The sequence below is a fragment of the Chelativorans composti genome (assembly GCF_039541695.1).
Taxonomy (GTDB): domain Bacteria; phylum Pseudomonadota; class Alphaproteobacteria; order Rhizobiales; family Rhizobiaceae; genus Chelativorans; species Chelativorans composti.
In genome coordinates this window covers 123,404-138,352 of record NZ_BAABGS010000020.1, presented here as the reverse complement: position 1 = coordinate 138,352, position 14,949 = coordinate 123,404, and the positions used below count along the sequence as shown (strand labels likewise).

Genomic DNA, 14,949 nt, shown 5'->3' with positions numbered 1-14,949 from the left:
CCGCTAAAGGGGCCATGGCCCTGCAGGAACATGAAAAAAAACCTGACGCGGACACCGAGGCGGGCCTGATATTTCCGATTCGAGGAGGTTGCCATGCCGCGACTTTTCACAGCCCTCGAGATCCCCCGAGAGGCGACCTTGTCGCTTTCCCTGCTGAGGGGAGGTCTGCCCGGGGCGACGTGGATCGACGTCGAGAACTATCATCTGACGCTCCGCTTCATCGGTGACGTGGAAGGCCATGTCGCCGACGAGATCGCCAGCGCCCTCGACCGAGTCCGCCGTCCGGCCTTCTCTCTCACCCTGTCGGGCGTGGGCGCTTTTGGCGGCAAGAAACCTCACTCGCTCTGGGCCGGGGTCGCGCCATGCCCGGATCTGTTCGCCCTGCAGGCCGAGATCGAGCGGATCTGCCAGCGCCTTGGCCTGCCGGCCGATCCGCGCAAATTCACGCCACACGTGACCATTGCCCGCCTCAAGAACGTGAGCCCGGACCAGGTCGCGCATTACCTCTCCACGCGCGGCAACTTCTCCGCGCTGCCCTTCCAGGTACCGCGCTTCGTCCTGATGTCGTCGCGCGAATCGGTGGGAGGCGGTCCCTACATCGTCGAAGAGGCGTGGCCGTTGCTGCGCGGCGGCGAGGTCGGGACGGAGGACGAGGATTTGCCGGAGGTGGGCCGCGTCTTCCAGGCTGGCCGTTGAAATCCCGGGGCGGGCCGCCTTGCGGTCCCGCCACATCTGGCAAAGTCTTGAATCGCTTCCCGCCGGTCCCCACATGCAATGGACCCGTTGGGCCCGGGAGATGATCAATTATGGACGAAGTGAAAATCGGTGAAATCCTCCAGCCGGTCGGTGGCAGTGAAGGCCGACGCCGCGAGGAGACCGTCCGGCGCAAGTTCTGGCGCACCCTGCGGCGTGCCGCCGGGCAGATCCCTTTTGCCGAGGATCTGGTCGCCGGCTTCTACTGCGCCATTGATCCGGACACGCCGCCCAGGGTTCGTGGTATTCTGTTCGCCGCGCTTGCCTATTTTGTCATGCCCGTGGATATCGTGCCCGACTTCCTGGCGGGCTTCGGCTTCACCGACGACGTGACAGTCCTGCTCACCGCCCTGACGGCGGTGAAGGCCCATATCCGCCCTGCCCATCGCCTTGCCGCTCGCAATGCCCTCATGACCAACGAAAAGCAGAGAGCATAAGCGCGAGCTTCTCCGCCCGCGGCGTCTTCCGGGCAGGCGCGGCGCTGGCCCGTCGTGCGCCAACCCCCGGCCTTGCCGGCTGGCTCTTTCAGCTTGTGGTGTCTTCCATCGCAGCGGACATTCGGATTGGTTCGGCCGTGACGGCCATGCCGGATCCCGCGAGCTGATTTCTATTGGACGGAGGTCAAACTCTTGCCTTTTTCCTTCGTTCAAGCTCGTTATGGGCGTGTGCTCGTGCGCTGAATGGGGTGCGGCATCCTATCCCGTCCGCAGAAAAATCAACGCTTAAGCGATTTGGTAACCCAAAATAAATACAGTTGAAGCAAATCAGACACACTCGCTGGCATGCTTCAATGCGTATGGCAGACAGGATACAGGTCAGGTCGATGCGTGGAATTCTTTCGTCTTTGGTAGTCCTTTCCGTGGTTGCAACGGCAGCTCCCGCTTTTGCGCAGGCAACCGCGATGGGGAAGAACGGCGCGTGGGGCATCTACAGCTACAACTCGAGCTCTGGCAAAGTCTGCTATGCGATGAGCATGCCGACGCAGAAGCTGCCTGAAACGCTCGATCACGGTGACATCTTCTTCTTCATCAGCCCGAAGGCTGGCCGGCCCAACACCTTCGAGATCCAGTTCCAGACCGCCTACAACATGCAGCAGGGCTCCAAGGTGAACCTCACTGTCGATGGCGACAAGAAGTTCGTGCTGTTTACGGAAGGCAAGTCGGCCTGGCTGGAGAATGTCAACGACGAGCCGGCCGTCATCGACGCCATGCGCAGGGGCTCCGAAATGAAGGTCTCCGCGGTGTCCGGCCGTGGCAATCCGACGAACTACACCTTCTCTCTGAGCGGTGTGACCGCGTCCCTGAACGCCATTCAGAACTGCCGCTGATCGCATCCGTCGCGACGCCGGAGCTTCCTGCGCGTCCGCGACGGTCGTTGGGCATATTTTCATTGCCGGGGGCGGCGCGCGGCGCTTGCCCCTTTGTCTATTCCTGCTAAAAGTTCCCACGCAGCAGCGCCGGCCATTTCCGGCCATCGACACTGGAAAAGACTATGTCCAAGCACAAAGACGTAAAGAAGGTCGTTCTGGCCTATTCCGGCGGCCTCGACACCTCCATCATTCTGAAGTGGCTCCAGACCGAACTCGGCGCGGAGGTCGTGACCTTCACCGCCGATCTCGGCCAGGGAGAAGAGCTTGAGCCGGCCCGCAAGAAGGCGGAGATGCTCGGCATCAAGGAAATCTACATCGACGACCTGCGCGAGGAGTTCGTCCGCGACTTCGTCTTCCCGATGTTCCGCGCCAATGCGCTGTACGAGGGCGTCTATCTGCTCGGCACCTCGATCGCGCGTCCGCTGATCGCCAAGCGCCTGATCGAGATCGCCGAGGAAACCGGCGCTGACGCCATCGCCCACGGCGCCACCGGCAAGGGTAACGACCAGGTCCGCTTCGAGCTCTCCGCTTACGCGCTGAACCCCGACATCAAGGTCATCGCCCCCTGGCGCGAGTGGTCCTTCAAGTCCCGCACGGACCTGCTGAACTTCGCCCGCGAGCACCAGATCCCTGTTCCGAAGGATAAGCAGGGCGAGGCTCCGTTCTCCGTTGACGCGAACCTCCTGCACTCCTCCTCCGAGGGCAAGGTTCTTGAGGATCCGTGGATCCAGCCGCCGGAGTACGTCCATCAGCGTACCGTTTCTCCGATGGCCGCGCCTGATGAGCCGACTGAGATCACCATTGGCTTCCGCCGTGGCGATGCCGTGTCCCTGAACGGCGAGGAACTGTCGCCGGCCACGCTTCTCGCACGCCTCAACGACCTTGGCCGCGACAATGGCATCGGCCGCGTCGATCTCGTCGAGAACCGCTTCGTGGGCATGAAGTCCCGCGGCGTCTACGAGACCCCGGGCGGCACGATCCTGCTGCAGGCCCATCGCGCGATCGAGTCGATCACGCTCGACCGTGGCGCCGCTCACCTCAAGGACGAGCTGATGCCGCGTTATGCCGAGCTGATCTATAACGGCTTCTGGTTCTCGCCGGAGCGCGAGATGCTCCAGGCCCTGATCGACAAGAGCCAGGAGGACGTGGAGGGCGAGGTTCGCCTGCTCCTCTACAAGGGCAACGTCATTGTCACCGGCCGCCGCTCCGACAAGTCGCTCTACTCGGATGCGCTGGTGACCTTCGAGGATGACCGCGGCGCCTATGACCAGAAGGATGCGGAAGGCTTCATCCGCCTGAACGCCCTGCGTCTGCGCACGCTTGCTGCACGCCGCCGTCGCTTCGGTTGAGCATTGAACATTCGGGAGCCGGTCTGTCCGGCTCCCCGTTAAGCTTGGGGCTGCCTGAATGAGCCGTTTCGCCATTCTGCTTGGCGGCGCGGTTACGCGCACGCCCGAACTGGAAGCGGAAATCGCCGGAGCGCGGGTGATTGCCGCCGACTCCGGCATGCGCCATGCGGCTGCCCTTGGTGTCACGCCCGAACTCTGGCTGGGCGACTTCGACTCCGTCACCGAGGACCTTTTGGAAACCTATCGGGACATTCCGCGCCAGGTCTTCCCGCGCGAGAAGGACAAGACCGACGGTGAGATCGCGATCCATGCCGCGATTGAACGCGGCGCCACCTCGCTTGTTCTCGTCGGCGCTTTCGGCGGACCGCGGCACGATCAGGTCATGCTCCATTTCTCGCAGGCGATCCGCTACGCCGAGCAGGGTCTGGGCGTGGTGCTGACGAGCGGTCGCGAGGTCGGCCGGCCCTTACGCTGCGGCGAAGTGCATTCCTTCGATTATCCCGATGGCACGCTCTTTTCCGTTCTGCCCTTTTCGGGCTTGTCGGGCCTCACCATCGAGGGCGCGCGCTGGCCGCTCAGATCGGTCGAGGTGCCGTTCGGGTCGTCCCTCACGATCTCCAACGAGGTGCAGGGCGAGTTGAAAATTTCGGTGAAGCAGGGCAGGGCACTGCTTCTCGTCACTCTGGATCCGGCAAATCACGAGGTTTGATGTGGCTCCGCCCATTCTCAACCTGGACAACATCCATCTGACCTTCGGCGGTACGCCGCTGCTCTCCGGCGCTTCCCTGACCGTGAGCCTCGGCGACCGCATCGCACTGGTGGGCCGCAACGGCTCCGGCAAGTCGACGCTGCTCAAGATCGCCGCCGGTCTGGTCGAGCCGCAGGAGGGCGAGATCTTCCGCCAGCCGACAGCAACTGTCCGCTATCTGCCGCAGGCGCCGGACTGGCAGGGCCACCGGACCGTCCGCGCCTATGTCGAGGCGGGTCTCGGGCCCGCCGATGACATCAATCGCGTCGCGATGGTGCTCGACCATCTGGGCCTGACCGGCGACGAAACCCCGGAGTCGCTGTCTGGCGGCGAGGCCCGCCGCGCCGCGCTCGCCAGAGTGCTGGCCCCGCAGCCGGACCTGCTGCTGCTCGACGAGCCGACCAACCACCTGGACATCGCCGCCATCGAATGGCTGGAAGACGAGCTGCAGCGCTCGTCCTCCGCGTTGGTGATGATTTCCCACGACCGCCGTTTCCTCGAGCGCATCAGCCGCACCACCGTCTGGCTTGACCGTGGCATCACCCGGCGGCTCGACAAGGGCTTTGCCCATTTCGAGGACTGGCGCGACAAGGTGCTTGAGGAAGAGGAGCGCGAGCAGGAGAAACTCGCCCGCCAGATCGCCCGCGAGGAGCACTGGCTGCGCTACGGCGTGACGGCCCGACGCAAGCGCAACGTCCGCCGCCTTGCGCAGCTTCATGAGCTGCGCGCGAAGCAGCGCAGCTATCGCGGCGCCGAGGGCGTGGCCACCATGGCGGCGAGCGATTCCGCCGTCTCCGGCAAGCTGGTTTTGGAGGCGAAGAACATCTCCAAGTCCTTCGGCGACCGCGTGGTGGTCAAGGACTTCTCGATCCGCGTCCAGCGCGGCGACCGCATCGGCCTTGTCGGCCCCAACGGCGCAGGCAAGACGACGCTGCTGAAGATGCTGACCGGTGTGCTCGAGCCCGACAGTGGCACGGTCCGCCTTGGCACGAATCTTCAGATCGCCACGCTGGACCAGAACCGCGCCGCGCTTGATCCGAATGAGACGCTGGCCCACTTCCTCACCGACGGCCGCGGCGAAACTGTCGTCGTCAACGGCGAGGAGCGTCACGTCGTCTCCTACATGAAGGACTTCCTTTTCAAACCCGAGCAGGCCCGCACTCCGGTGCGCGAGCTTTCGGGTGGTGAGAAGGCGCGCCTGGTCCTTGCCCGCCTGCTGTCGCGTCCGGCCAACTTCCTCGTCCTGGACGAGCCGACGAACGACCTCGATATGGAAACGCTGGACCTGTTGCAGGAGCTGATCCAGGATTTCCCTGGCACCGTGCTGCTGGTGAGCCACGACCGCGACTTTCTCGACCGCACGGTGACGAGCACCATCGCGCCGGAAGGCAATGGCGTCTGGCTGGAATATGTCGGTGGCTATTCCGACATGCTGGCCCAGCGCAAGGGCAGGGAGCTGGAGCGCCGCAAGGCGAGGCCCCAGGAGGAAAAGTCGGCCAGGCCCGCGCAGGAAGCCCCGCGCCAGTCCTCCCGCAAGCTTTCCTACAAGCAGAAGTTCGCGCTCGAGACGCTGCCCGGCAAGATCGAGGAAGCCACGAAGAAGATTGCGGAGCTGGAGCAGAAGCTCTCTGATCCCTCGCTTTACTCGCGCGATTTCCAGGCGTTCCAGCGCATGACTGCCGAGCTCGAGGAGCTTCGCGCCTCCCTGTCGAAGATGGAGGAGGAGTGGCTGGAGCTCGAAATGCTGCGTGAGGAAATCGAGGGCGCGTGACCGGCCCTTCCGCTTCCTTCCCCTCATGGTGAACCCGTCGAGCCATGAGGGGAGAAACTCAACGCCGAGCCAGGCTGCTTGCGGGGCGGCCGGGAGGAACGGAACCAGCATCGTCTTGCGACAGGCTCCCCGATGAGGCCGTGTCCTTGTTGCGTCTCGCCCTTTACTTTTTCGGCGTCCCGCAGGGGGTTCGTGTCCGCCACATTCACGGCTTTCTAACTTGCTTCAATCACAGTGACCCGATCATTGAAAGGTCACTGTGAATGGCGGAAGAATTTCTGGTTTCGGCACGGCCTGATCTCCAGAAGGCGCGGGCGGAGTGGCTCTCGGCGCTGCGGAATGAGCGGCGACTGGCGAAGAACACGCTCGAAGCCTACGAGCGCGATACCCGCCAGTTCTTCCAGTTCCTGACCGGACACTGCGGCGGTGCGCCCGGTCTTGTCGACGTCGCGGAACTGCGTCCCGCTGATCTCCGCAGCTTTCTCGCCTGGCGCAGGAACGCGGGCGCCGGCGCGCGCTCCCTTGGCCGTTCACTGGCCGGCATCCGCTCTTTTCTGAAGTTTCTCGAACGCCGCGGGCTCGCCAACGCCGCGGGCGCCGGCGCCATGCGCGCGCCCAAGGCGCCGCGCGGCCTTCCCAAGCCTTTGACCGCCGAGGATGCCAGGCGCGTCACCTCCGGCGACGGCCAACTTGCCGAGGAGCCGTGGATTGCCGCGCGCAATGCCGCGGTGCTCGTGCTGCTCTATGGCTGCGGCCTGCGCATCGGCGAGGCGCTGGGCCTGAAGGGAGAGGACGTCGCCGCCATTCGCGAGGGCGCGCTGCGCGTCACCGGCAAGGGTGGCAAGACCCGTGTCGTGCCGGTGCTTCCGGTGGTGGCTGAAGCTGTCGATGAATATCTGCGGCTTTGCCCCTGGCATATCTCGCCCGAGGCGCCGCTCTTCCGCGGTGCCCGTGGCGGCCCGCTGCAGTCAGCCATCATCCAGCGTGAAATGAAGAAGATGCGCTCGGCTCTTAATCTGCCGGATACGGCGACGCCGCATGCGCTGCGCCATTCCTTCGCCACGCATCTGCTGGCGCGCGGCGGCGACCTGCGCGCCATCCAGAAACTGCTCGGCCATTCGAGCCTTTCCACCACACAGGTCTATACGGCCGTCGACATGTCCCGCTTGCTGGAGATCTATGAGCGTGCGCATCCGCGGATCTGATATATCAGTCATATATCTCCTGGGCTTGCTGTTCCTTGGCCTGGCCGGACTTCAGGCAGTCCAGCCCGCATGGGCTGAGATGTCAGAGCAGTCCTGCGGTACCGATCTGATGGCGGGACTCGAGCAAAGGGATCCGGAGAAATACGCGCGCATTCGCGCGGCTGCGGACGCTGTTCCCAACGGGCGGGGGCTGCTCTGGAGGATCGAGCGTGAGGGGGTGAAGGTCTCCTGGCTGTTCGGCACGATGCACCTGAGCGACGGCCGGATCCTCGACATTCCGAGGCCAGTGGCGGATGCCTTCGAGACGGCGGAGACGCTTGCCATAGAAACCACGGGCATTCTGGAACCGGCGGAGGTGATGAAGGCCGTTGCAGGCAATCCCGACCTGACAATGCTTCCTCCCGGCAAGACGCTTGACGACTATCTGAGCGAGGGCGAGCGGGCGGAACTCCGCGACTGGCTCAAGGAAAAGGGGGTGCCCTATCAGACCGTCATCCGCATGCGGCCCTGGCTGATCCTGTCCATGGCAGGGGAAGCCTCATGCGAAACGGGCCGTCGCATCCGCGGCGAAAAGGTTCTGGACGTGGTGCTTGCCGAAAGGGCGAGGGAGTCGGGCAAGCGCGTCGTCGGTCTGGAGACCATTTCAGAGCAGTTCGAGGCGCTGAATTCCTTTCCGCTCGAGACGCAGGTCCGTGTGCTGCTGAGTACGGCCGCGCTCGACGAAAGCACCGACGACATGATGGAAACGCTGGTCGGCCTTTATCTCCGGGGCGAGACGGGCATGTTCACTGAGGCGCTGCTGCAACTCGTGCCGCATGACCCCCAGGATCTGGAGGATTTCACGCGCTTCGAGAACCGCATCGTGCGTATGCGCAACCATGTCATGGCCGAGCGGGCGCAGGAACATCTGGAGCGCGGCGGAGCCTTCATTGCAGTGGGCGCTTTGCACCTTCCGGGCGAGGAGGGCGTGGTGGAATTGCTGCGCCAGGCAGGCTGGCGGGTGAAACCGGCGTCTGAATAACGTTGTTGGCCTATAACGGAACTCTCTGCATCAGTGCCGCGTTAAGCGCCATGATGAATGGAGACCCGGCCGATGACGAATCTAGATCCCACACGCGAGCCACCGCGCGATCCCCGTGATCCGCCAGGCGTCCAACCGCGGCCAGTGAACAACCAGACCGTGCGCTCCGGCGGAAGCGGATCCCTGGTCATTGCTGCAGTCGTAGCAGCCATTCTGGTGATACTGTTCCTGGTGTTCGGCGGCACCGCGATGTTCTCAGACCGCGATACACCCCCGGCGCAGTCAACCGTATCGCCCGAGACCACGGCACCTGAGCCTCCGGCCACCGACACCGCTCCGACAGACACTGCGCCTGCCGCTCCGGCCCCCGATACCACTCCGGCAACACCGGCACCGGCAGCGCCTGACGCCACACCCGCGCCGTCACCGACGGTTCCGGATACGAATGTTCCGTCTGAGCCGGATATCGACTCACCGACGATACCAGATACCGACACGGCGCCCGATGCTCCGGCGGATGGCAGCCCGGCAGCGCCTGCACAGTAGCGCAAGCGTGTAAGCTTCAAGACGCCCAGTCGCGGCTCCCGTCACCTCATCCTGAACTTCCCGAAGGACGAGGTGACGGGCATGTTGCCTTCTGGTTCTCCACCCCTCAAGAAGCGCAGGGCAGGGGCCAGGGACTCGGAGATAGCGCGAGCACGAATGAAAATGGCCGCAATTTCGCGGCCATTTTCGTCTGGAATGCCCGTGCCGGAAGAAGAAGCGTCCTGCTCGAACCCGCCTGGCGCCAATAGCCCCGCGAAGTGCGATCAGCTGTGAATCGGCTTGAAGAAGGTGGCGAGCGCGGCTTCCTTCACCGCCTCCGACATGGTCGGATGCGCGTGGCAGGTGCGCGCCAGGTCCTCCGATGAGCCGCCGAACTCCATCAGCACGGCCGCCTCGTGGATCATTTCGCCCGCGCCGAAGCCGAGGATGTGGACGCCCAGCACCCGGTCGGTCTTCTTGTCCGCAAGAACCTTCACCAGCCCCTCGGTCTGCAGCATGGAGCGGGCGCGGCCGTTGGCGCTGAACGGGAACTTGCCGACGTTGTACTCGATGCCGGCCTTCTTGAGTTCCTCTTCGGTCTTGCCGACGGCAGCGACCTCCGGGCTCGTGTAGACGACGCCGGGAATGACATCGTAGTTCACGTGACCTGCCTGGCCGGCAATGATCTCCGCAACAGCTACGCCTTCCTCTTCGGCCTTGTGCGCCAGCATCGGGCCGGCGACCACATCGCCGATTGCGTAGACGCCCGGAACGTTGGTGCGCAGATGCCTGTCAACCTTCACACGGCCGCGCTCGTCCACCTCGATGCCCGCCTCTTCGAGGCCGAGGCCCTTGGTATAGGGCTTGCGGCCGGTTGCGACCAGCACGACATCAGCCTCGATCGTCTCGGCCTTGCCGCCCTTGACCGGCTCGAACGTCACTGACGCGCCGTTCCCGGTACGCTGCACGGCCGTTACCTTCGCTCCAAGCTTGAAGGTGAAGCCCTGCTTGGTGAGCAGTCGCTGGAACTGCTTGGCGATCTCGCCGTCCATGCCGCCGAGGATCGTGTCGAGGTACTCGACAACGGTCACCTCGGCGCCGAGCCGCGCCCAGACCGAGCCAAGCTCCAGGCCGATCACGCCGCCGCCGACCACGACCAGCTTGCCGGGAACCTTCTCAAGCGACAGCGCGCCGGTGGAAGTGACGATGGCTTTTTCGTCGAACTCGACGTTGACGCCCGGAATACCCGCCACTTCCGAGCCGGTGGCGATGACGATGTTCTTCGTCTCGACCGTCTGTTCGGAGCCGTCCGCCGCCGTCACGACGACCTTTCCTGCGCCGGCAATCCGGCCCGTGCCGCGGAACACCTCGATCTTGTTCTTCTTCATCAGGAAGTCGAGGCCCTTGACGTTCTGCTCGACCGTCTGGGCCTTGTGCGCCATCAGCTTCTCGAGGCTGACGGAGACGCCGCTCACCTCGATGCCGAGCTTGGCGAAGTTGTGCTGCGCCTCTGCGTACATTTCCGTAGCGTGGAGAAGCGCCTTGGAGGGGATGCAGCCGACATTGACGCAGGTGCCGCCATGATTGGGCAGCTTCTCCACGACCGCCGTCTTCAGGCCGAGTTGTGCGGCCTTGATGGCGCAAACGTAGCCGCCAGGGCCGGTTCCAATTACAACAACGTCGAATTGCGCTGGCATGTCTATCCTGCCTGTTCAGATGCAGCACGCAGGCTGCCGTTCAATCTGGGCGGTTCAGGTCCATAGGGACACCAGACTGCCCTGCTTCATTGGATCGCGGTTCCGGACGGAGAACCGGTTTCCTCGCTTTTCCCGGAACCGCTCCGGTTCGGCCCGCAGGGCCCGTTCCAAAAATCCCCGCCGCGGGTCCGCGCCGGGGATTTCCAGTGTAACCGTATTGCGGGTTAGAGGTCGAGGACCAGGCGCTCCGGATCCTCGAGCACTTCCTTGATGCGCACGAGGAAGGTCACGGCTTCCTTGCCGTCGACGATGCGGTGGTCGTAGCTCAGCGCCAGGTACATCATCGGACGGATGACGATCTGGCCGCCCACCACCACCGGGCGCTCCTGGATCTTGTGCATGCCGAGGATGCCCGACTGCGGCGCATTCAGGATCGGCGTAGACATCAGCGAGCCGTAGACACCGCCGTTGGAGATGGTGAAGGTGCCGCCCTGCATGTCAGCCATGGAGAGCTTGCCGTCGCGGGCAGCCTGGCCGAGACGGGCGATTTCCTTCTCGATCTCGGCGATGGACATCTGGTCGGCATCGCGCACCACCGGCACCACCAGGCCCCTGTCGGTGCCGACGGCCACGCCGATGTGGCAGTAGTTCTTGTAGATGATGTCCGTGCCATCGATCTCGGCGTTCACCGCCGGGATCTCCTTCAGCGCATAGCAGGTGGCCTTGGTGAAGAAGCCCATGAAGCCGAGCTTCACGCCGTGCTTCTTCTCGAACAGGTCCTTGTACTTCTTGCGCAGATCCATCACCGCGCTCAGGTCCACCTCGTTGAAGGTGGTGAGCATGGCGGCCGTGTTCTGCGCGTCCTTGAGGCGGCGCGCGATCGTCTGGCGCAGGCGGGTCATCTTCACCCGCTCCTCGCGGGCGGCATCCTCGGGCGCCGACGGGGCGCGCGGAGCCTGCGGAGCCGCCGCCGGGGCGGAAGCCGCAGCGCTTGCGCCGCTCGCGATGGCCGCGAGCACGTCGCCCTTGAGGATCTGGCCTTCCCTGCCGGACCCCGCCACCTGGTCAGCCGACAGGTTGTTCTCGGCCATGAGCTTGGCGGCCGACGGTGCGGGCGGCCGGTCACGCGGCTCGATCGGCGGTTGGCCGGACTGTGCCGCGGTCTTTTCGATCGCCTCGGCGGTCGTGCTGGCGGCGGAAGCGCCGGCGGCCTGTGCGATGGCCTCGGGCTTGGCGGCGGGGGCGGCAGCCCCCTCTGCGATCGTGCCCAGCAGGCCGTTCAGGGCCACGGTGTCGCCTTCCTTGGCGACGATCTCCTGCAGCACGCCGGCGGCGGGAGCGGGCACCTCGACGGTGACCTTGTCGGTCTCGAGCTCGACGATCGGCTCATCCGCGGCAATCGTGTCGCCAACCTTCTTGTACCAGCGGCCGACGGTGGCCTCCGATACGGATTCTCCAAGGGTAGGTACGCGAATTTCGGTTGTCATGGTCAGGTTCCGTTCGCTCGGTCTCGACGATCAGCCCAGTGCGTCTTCCAGCAGGGCGGCGAGTTGCTCCAGATGCTTGGACATGAGGCCCGTCGCAGGCGATGCGGAGGCCGGGCGGCCAGCATACCGCGCCCGCTTGTACTTCGCATCGATGTGCTGCAGGACCCACTCCAGGTACGGTTCGATGAAGGTCCAGGCGCCCATGTTCTTGGGCTCCTCCTGGCACCAGACGATCTCTGCGTTCTTGAAGCGCGACAGCTCGTTGATCAGCGCCCGAGCCGGGAACGGATAGAGCTGTTCGACGCGCAGCAGATAGATGTCGTCGATGCCGCGCTTCTCGCGCTCCTCGTACAGGTCGTAGTAGACCTTGCCGGTGCAGAGCACGACGCGCCGGATCTTGTTGTCCTTCTGCAGCTTGATCTTCTGGTCCTTCAGATACTCGGCGTCGTCCCACAGCAGTCGGTGGAACGTCGACTCGCCCGACATTTCCGCCAGCGTCGACACGCAGCGCTTGTGGCGCAGCAGCGACTTCGGCGTCATCAGGATCAGCGGCTTGCGGAAGTCGCGCTTCAGCTGCCGGCGCAGGATGTGGAAGTAGTTGGCCGGCGTTGTGACGTTGGCCACCTGCATGTTGTCCTCAGCGCACAGCTGGAGGAAGCGCTCCAGGCGTGCCGAGGAGTGCTCCGGACCCTGGCCCTCATAGCCGTGCGGCAGCAGGCAAACGAGGCCGGACATGCGCAGCCACTTGCGCTCGCCGGATGAGATGAACTGGTCGAACACGACCTGGGCGCCGTTGGCGAAGTCGCCGAACTGCGCTTCCCACAACGTGAGCGCGCGCGGCTCGGCCAGCGAGTAGCCGTACTCGAAGCCCAGCACCGCCTCTTCCGACAGCATCGAGTTGATGACTTCGTAGTAGGCCTGCTGCGGTCCGAGGTTGTTGAGTGGGATGTAACGGCTCTCGTCCTTCTGGTCGTAGAGCACCGAATGACGCTGCGAGAACGTACCGCGCTCGGAATCCTGGCCGGACAGGCGCACCGGGTTGCCTTCGAGCAGGATCGAGCCGAAGGCGAGCGCCTCGGCGGTCGCCCAGTCGATGCCCTCGCCGGTCTCGATCATCTGCCGCCGGTTCTCCAGGAAGCGCGCGATCGTCCGGTGAACCTCGAAGCCTTCCGGTATCTCCGTGAGCTTCTTGCCGATCTGCTTCAGCGTCTTGAGCGGAACGGCCGTCTTGCCGCGGCGCGTCTCGTCCGCCTCGTCGGCCGTGCGCAGACCGGTCCAGGCGCCATCCAGCCAGTCAGCCTTGTTGGGCTTGTAGGACTGGCTCGCCTCGAACTCCGCCTCCAGCTTGGCACGCCACTCGGCGCGCATGCCGTCGACCTCCTCCTGGGTGAGGAGACCTTCCTCGATCAGCTTCTTGGCATAGAGCTGCGCCGTGGTCGGATGCGACCGGATCTTCCGGTACATGATCGGCTGCGTGAAGGACGGCTCGTCGCCTTCGTTGTGACCGAAGCGACGGTAGCAGAACAGGTCGATCACGACCGACTTGTGGAAGATCTGCCGGAACTCGGTAGCGATCTTGGCGACATACACCACGGCTTCCGGATCATCGCCGTTCACGTGGAAGATCGGCGCCTCGATCATCTTCGCGACGTCGGACGGGTAGGGGGACGAGCGCGAGAAGTACGGGTTCGTGGTGAAGCCGATCTGGTTGTTGATGATGAAGTGGACCGTGCCGGCAACGCGGTGGCCGCGCAGGCCGGAGAGGCCCATGCACTCGGCGACCACGCCCTGGCCGGCGAAGGCCGCGTCACCGTGGATGAGCAGCGGCATGACCTTGGCGCGCTCGGAGAGCGGCACGATCTCGTCGCGCTTGCGGCCGTAGAGCTGGTCCTGCTTTGCGCGGGCCTTGCCCATCACGACCGGGTCGACGATCTCGAGGTGCGACGGATTTGCCGTCAGCGACAGGTGCACCTTGTTGCCGTCGAATTCGCGGTCGGACGAGGCGCCGAGATGGTACTTCACGTCGCCTGAGCCTTCCACTTCATCGGGCGTGAAAGAGCCGCCCTTGAACTCGTGGAAGATGGCGCGGTGCGGCTTGCCCATCACCTGGGAGAGCACGTTCAGGCGGCCGCGGTGGGCCATGCCGAGAACGATCTCCTTGAGGCCCATCTGGCCGCCGCGCTTGATGATCTGCTCGAGCGCAGGGATGAGCGCCTCACCGCCGTCCAGGCCGAAGCGCTTCGTGCCCTTGAACTTGGTATCGCAGAACTGCTCGAACCCTTCCGCCTCGATCAGCTTCTGCAGGATGGCACGCTTGCCGTTGGGCGTGAACTCGACGCCCTTGTTCGGGCCCTCGATACGCTCCTGGATCCATGCCTTCTCCTCGGGATTGGAGATGTGCATGAACTCCACGCCGATCGTGCTGCAGTACGTGCGGCGCAGGATCTCGAGCATCTGGCGGATGGTGGCGTACTCGAGGCCGAGCACGTTGTCGATGAAGATCGGACGGTCGAAATCCGCCTCGGTGAAGCCGTAGGCCTGCGGGGACAGCTCGTTGTAGTCCTCCAGCGGCTTGGCGAGGCCAAGCGGATCAAGATTGGCATGCAGATGCCCGCGCATGCGGTAGGCGCGGATCATCATGATCGCATGTACGGAATCGGTCGTGGCCTGACGGATCTGCTCTGCCGTCTGGCCGGTCTGGGAAGCCTTCTGCTCCAGCTTCGTGCGGATGTGGTTTTCGACGGCGCCCCAGTTTCCGTCGAGTGCCGAAATCAGTTCGCCATTCGGGGTGACAGGCCAGTTCTTCTTCTTCCAGGAGGCGCCTTCGGCATTCTTCCTGACGACCTCGGCATCGTCCTTCAGCTGCTTGAAGAAGGCCTGCCAGTCTTCGCTCACGGAATTGGGGTCGTTCTCGTAAGCGGCATGCAATGCCTCGATGTACGCGGCATTACCCCCATAGAGGAAAGACGTGATTGAGAACACTTCGTTGGCCTGATCTTGCCGTGCCATTTTGATCTAACCGGG

Annotated in this window: 11 protein-coding genes; 8 read left to right on the top strand and 3 right to left on the bottom strand. The window is 64.2% G+C overall.

Going from position 1 to position 14,949, the window contains the following annotated elements; genetic code table 11:
- Positions 1-93 precede the first annotated feature (93 nt).
- The 8 genes from thpR to ABD906_RS08050 all read left to right on the top strand — a co-directional run bounded on the left by thpR (position 94) and on the right by ABD906_RS08050 (position 8,216).
- Positions 94-696, top strand: coding sequence for an RNA 2',3'-cyclic phosphodiesterase (thpR, locus tag ABD906_RS08085; RefSeq protein ID WP_345098994.1), 603 nt, complete (start codon positions 94-96; stop codon positions 694-696).
- Between the two features lie 110 nt (positions 697-806).
- Entirely contained in the window at positions 807-1,190 is a 384-nt protein-coding gene (locus ABD906_RS08080; protein ID WP_345098993.1) for a YkvA family protein, read from the top strand.
- A 386-nt stretch (positions 1,191-1,576) separates the two neighbouring features.
- Complete coding sequence (locus tag ABD906_RS08075) at positions 1,577-2,080, top strand: invasion associated locus B family protein (protein WP_345098992.1); 504 nt, start codon at positions 1,577-1,579, stop codon at positions 2,078-2,080.
- Between the two features lie 164 nt (positions 2,081-2,244).
- Positions 2,245-3,471 (top strand): argininosuccinate synthase, encoded by a 1,227-nt coding sequence (locus tag ABD906_RS08070; RefSeq protein WP_345098991.1) that lies wholly within the window; start codon positions 2,245-2,247, stop codon positions 3,469-3,471.
- Positions 3,472-3,529: 58 nt separating this feature from the next.
- Positions 3,530-4,180 carry a thiamine diphosphokinase gene (locus tag ABD906_RS08065; RefSeq protein ID WP_345098990.1) on the top strand — a complete coding sequence of 217 codons (651 nt, stop codon included), beginning with the start codon at positions 3,530-3,532 and terminating at the stop codon, positions 4,178-4,180.
- Position 4,181: 1 nt separating this feature from the next.
- A complete protein-coding gene (locus ABD906_RS08060) occupies positions 4,182-5,990 on the top strand; it encodes an ABC-F family ATP-binding cassette domain-containing protein (protein ID WP_345098989.1) in 1,809 nt (602 codons plus the stop codon).
- Between the two features lie 263 nt (positions 5,991-6,253).
- A complete protein-coding gene (locus tag ABD906_RS08055) occupies positions 6,254-7,195 on the top strand; it encodes a tyrosine recombinase XerC (protein WP_345098988.1) in 942 nt (313 codons plus the stop codon).
- A gap of 79 nt (positions 7,196-7,274) precedes the next feature.
- Entirely contained in the window at positions 7,275-8,216 is a 942-nt protein-coding gene (locus ABD906_RS08050; protein WP_345098987.1) for a TraB/GumN family protein, read from the top strand.
- Positions 8,217-9,025: 809 nt separating this feature from the next.
- Here the strand turns inward: ABD906_RS08050 and lpdA are convergent.
- From lpdA to ABD906_RS08035, 3 genes are all read right to left on the bottom strand, one after another.
- Positions 9,026-10,438 carry a dihydrolipoyl dehydrogenase gene (gene lpdA / locus ABD906_RS08045; protein WP_345098986.1) on the bottom strand — a complete coding sequence of 471 codons (1,413 nt, stop codon included), beginning with the start codon at positions 10,436-10,438 and terminating at the stop codon, positions 9,026-9,028.
- Between the two features lie 224 nt (positions 10,439-10,662).
- Entirely contained in the window at positions 10,663-11,925 is a 1,263-nt protein-coding gene (gene odhB, locus ABD906_RS08040) for a 2-oxoglutarate dehydrogenase complex dihydrolipoyllysine-residue succinyltransferase (RefSeq protein ID WP_345098985.1), read from the bottom strand.
- A 30-nt stretch (positions 11,926-11,955) separates the two neighbouring features.
- Complete coding sequence (locus ABD906_RS08035) at positions 11,956-14,934, bottom strand: 2-oxoglutarate dehydrogenase E1 component (RefSeq protein ID WP_345098984.1); 2,979 nt, start codon at positions 14,932-14,934, stop codon at positions 11,956-11,958.
- Positions 14,935-14,949: the final 15 nt, after the last annotated feature.

Excerpts from the sequence above, each read along its gene's own strand:
- thpR (WP_345098994.1), top strand. The coding sequence starts at position 94 with ATGCCGCGACTTTTCACAGCCCTCGAGATCCCCCGAGAGGCGACCTTG.
- ABD906_RS08080 (WP_345098993.1), top strand. The coding sequence starts at position 807 with ATGGACGAAGTGAAAATCGGTGAAATCCTCCAGCCGGTCGGTGGCAGT.
- ABD906_RS08075 (WP_345098992.1), top strand. The coding sequence starts at position 1,577 with ATGCGTGGAATTCTTTCGTCTTTGGTAGTCCTTTCCGTGGTTGCAACG.
- ABD906_RS08070 (WP_345098991.1), top strand. The coding sequence starts at position 2,245 with ATGTCCAAGCACAAAGACGTAAAGAAGGTCGTTCTGGCCTATTCCGGC.
- ABD906_RS08065 (WP_345098990.1), top strand. The coding sequence starts at position 3,530 with ATGAGCCGTTTCGCCATTCTGCTTGGCGGCGCGGTTACGCGCACGCCC.
- ABD906_RS08055 (WP_345098988.1), top strand. The coding sequence starts at position 6,254 with ATGGCGGAAGAATTTCTGGTTTCGGCACGGCCTGATCTCCAGAAGGCG.
- ABD906_RS08050 (WP_345098987.1), top strand. The coding sequence starts at position 7,275 with ATGTCAGAGCAGTCCTGCGGTACCGATCTGATGGCGGGACTCGAGCAA.
- lpdA (WP_345098986.1), bottom strand. The coding sequence starts at position 10,438 with ATGCCAGCGCAATTCGACGTTGTTGTAATTGGAACCGGCCCTGGCGGC.
- odhB (WP_345098985.1), bottom strand. The coding sequence starts at position 11,925 with ATGACAACCGAAATTCGCGTACCTACCCTTGGAGAATCCGTATCGGAG.
- ABD906_RS08035 (WP_345098984.1), bottom strand. The coding sequence starts at position 14,934 with ATGGCACGGCAAGATCAGGCCAACGAAGTGTTCTCAATCACGTCTTTC.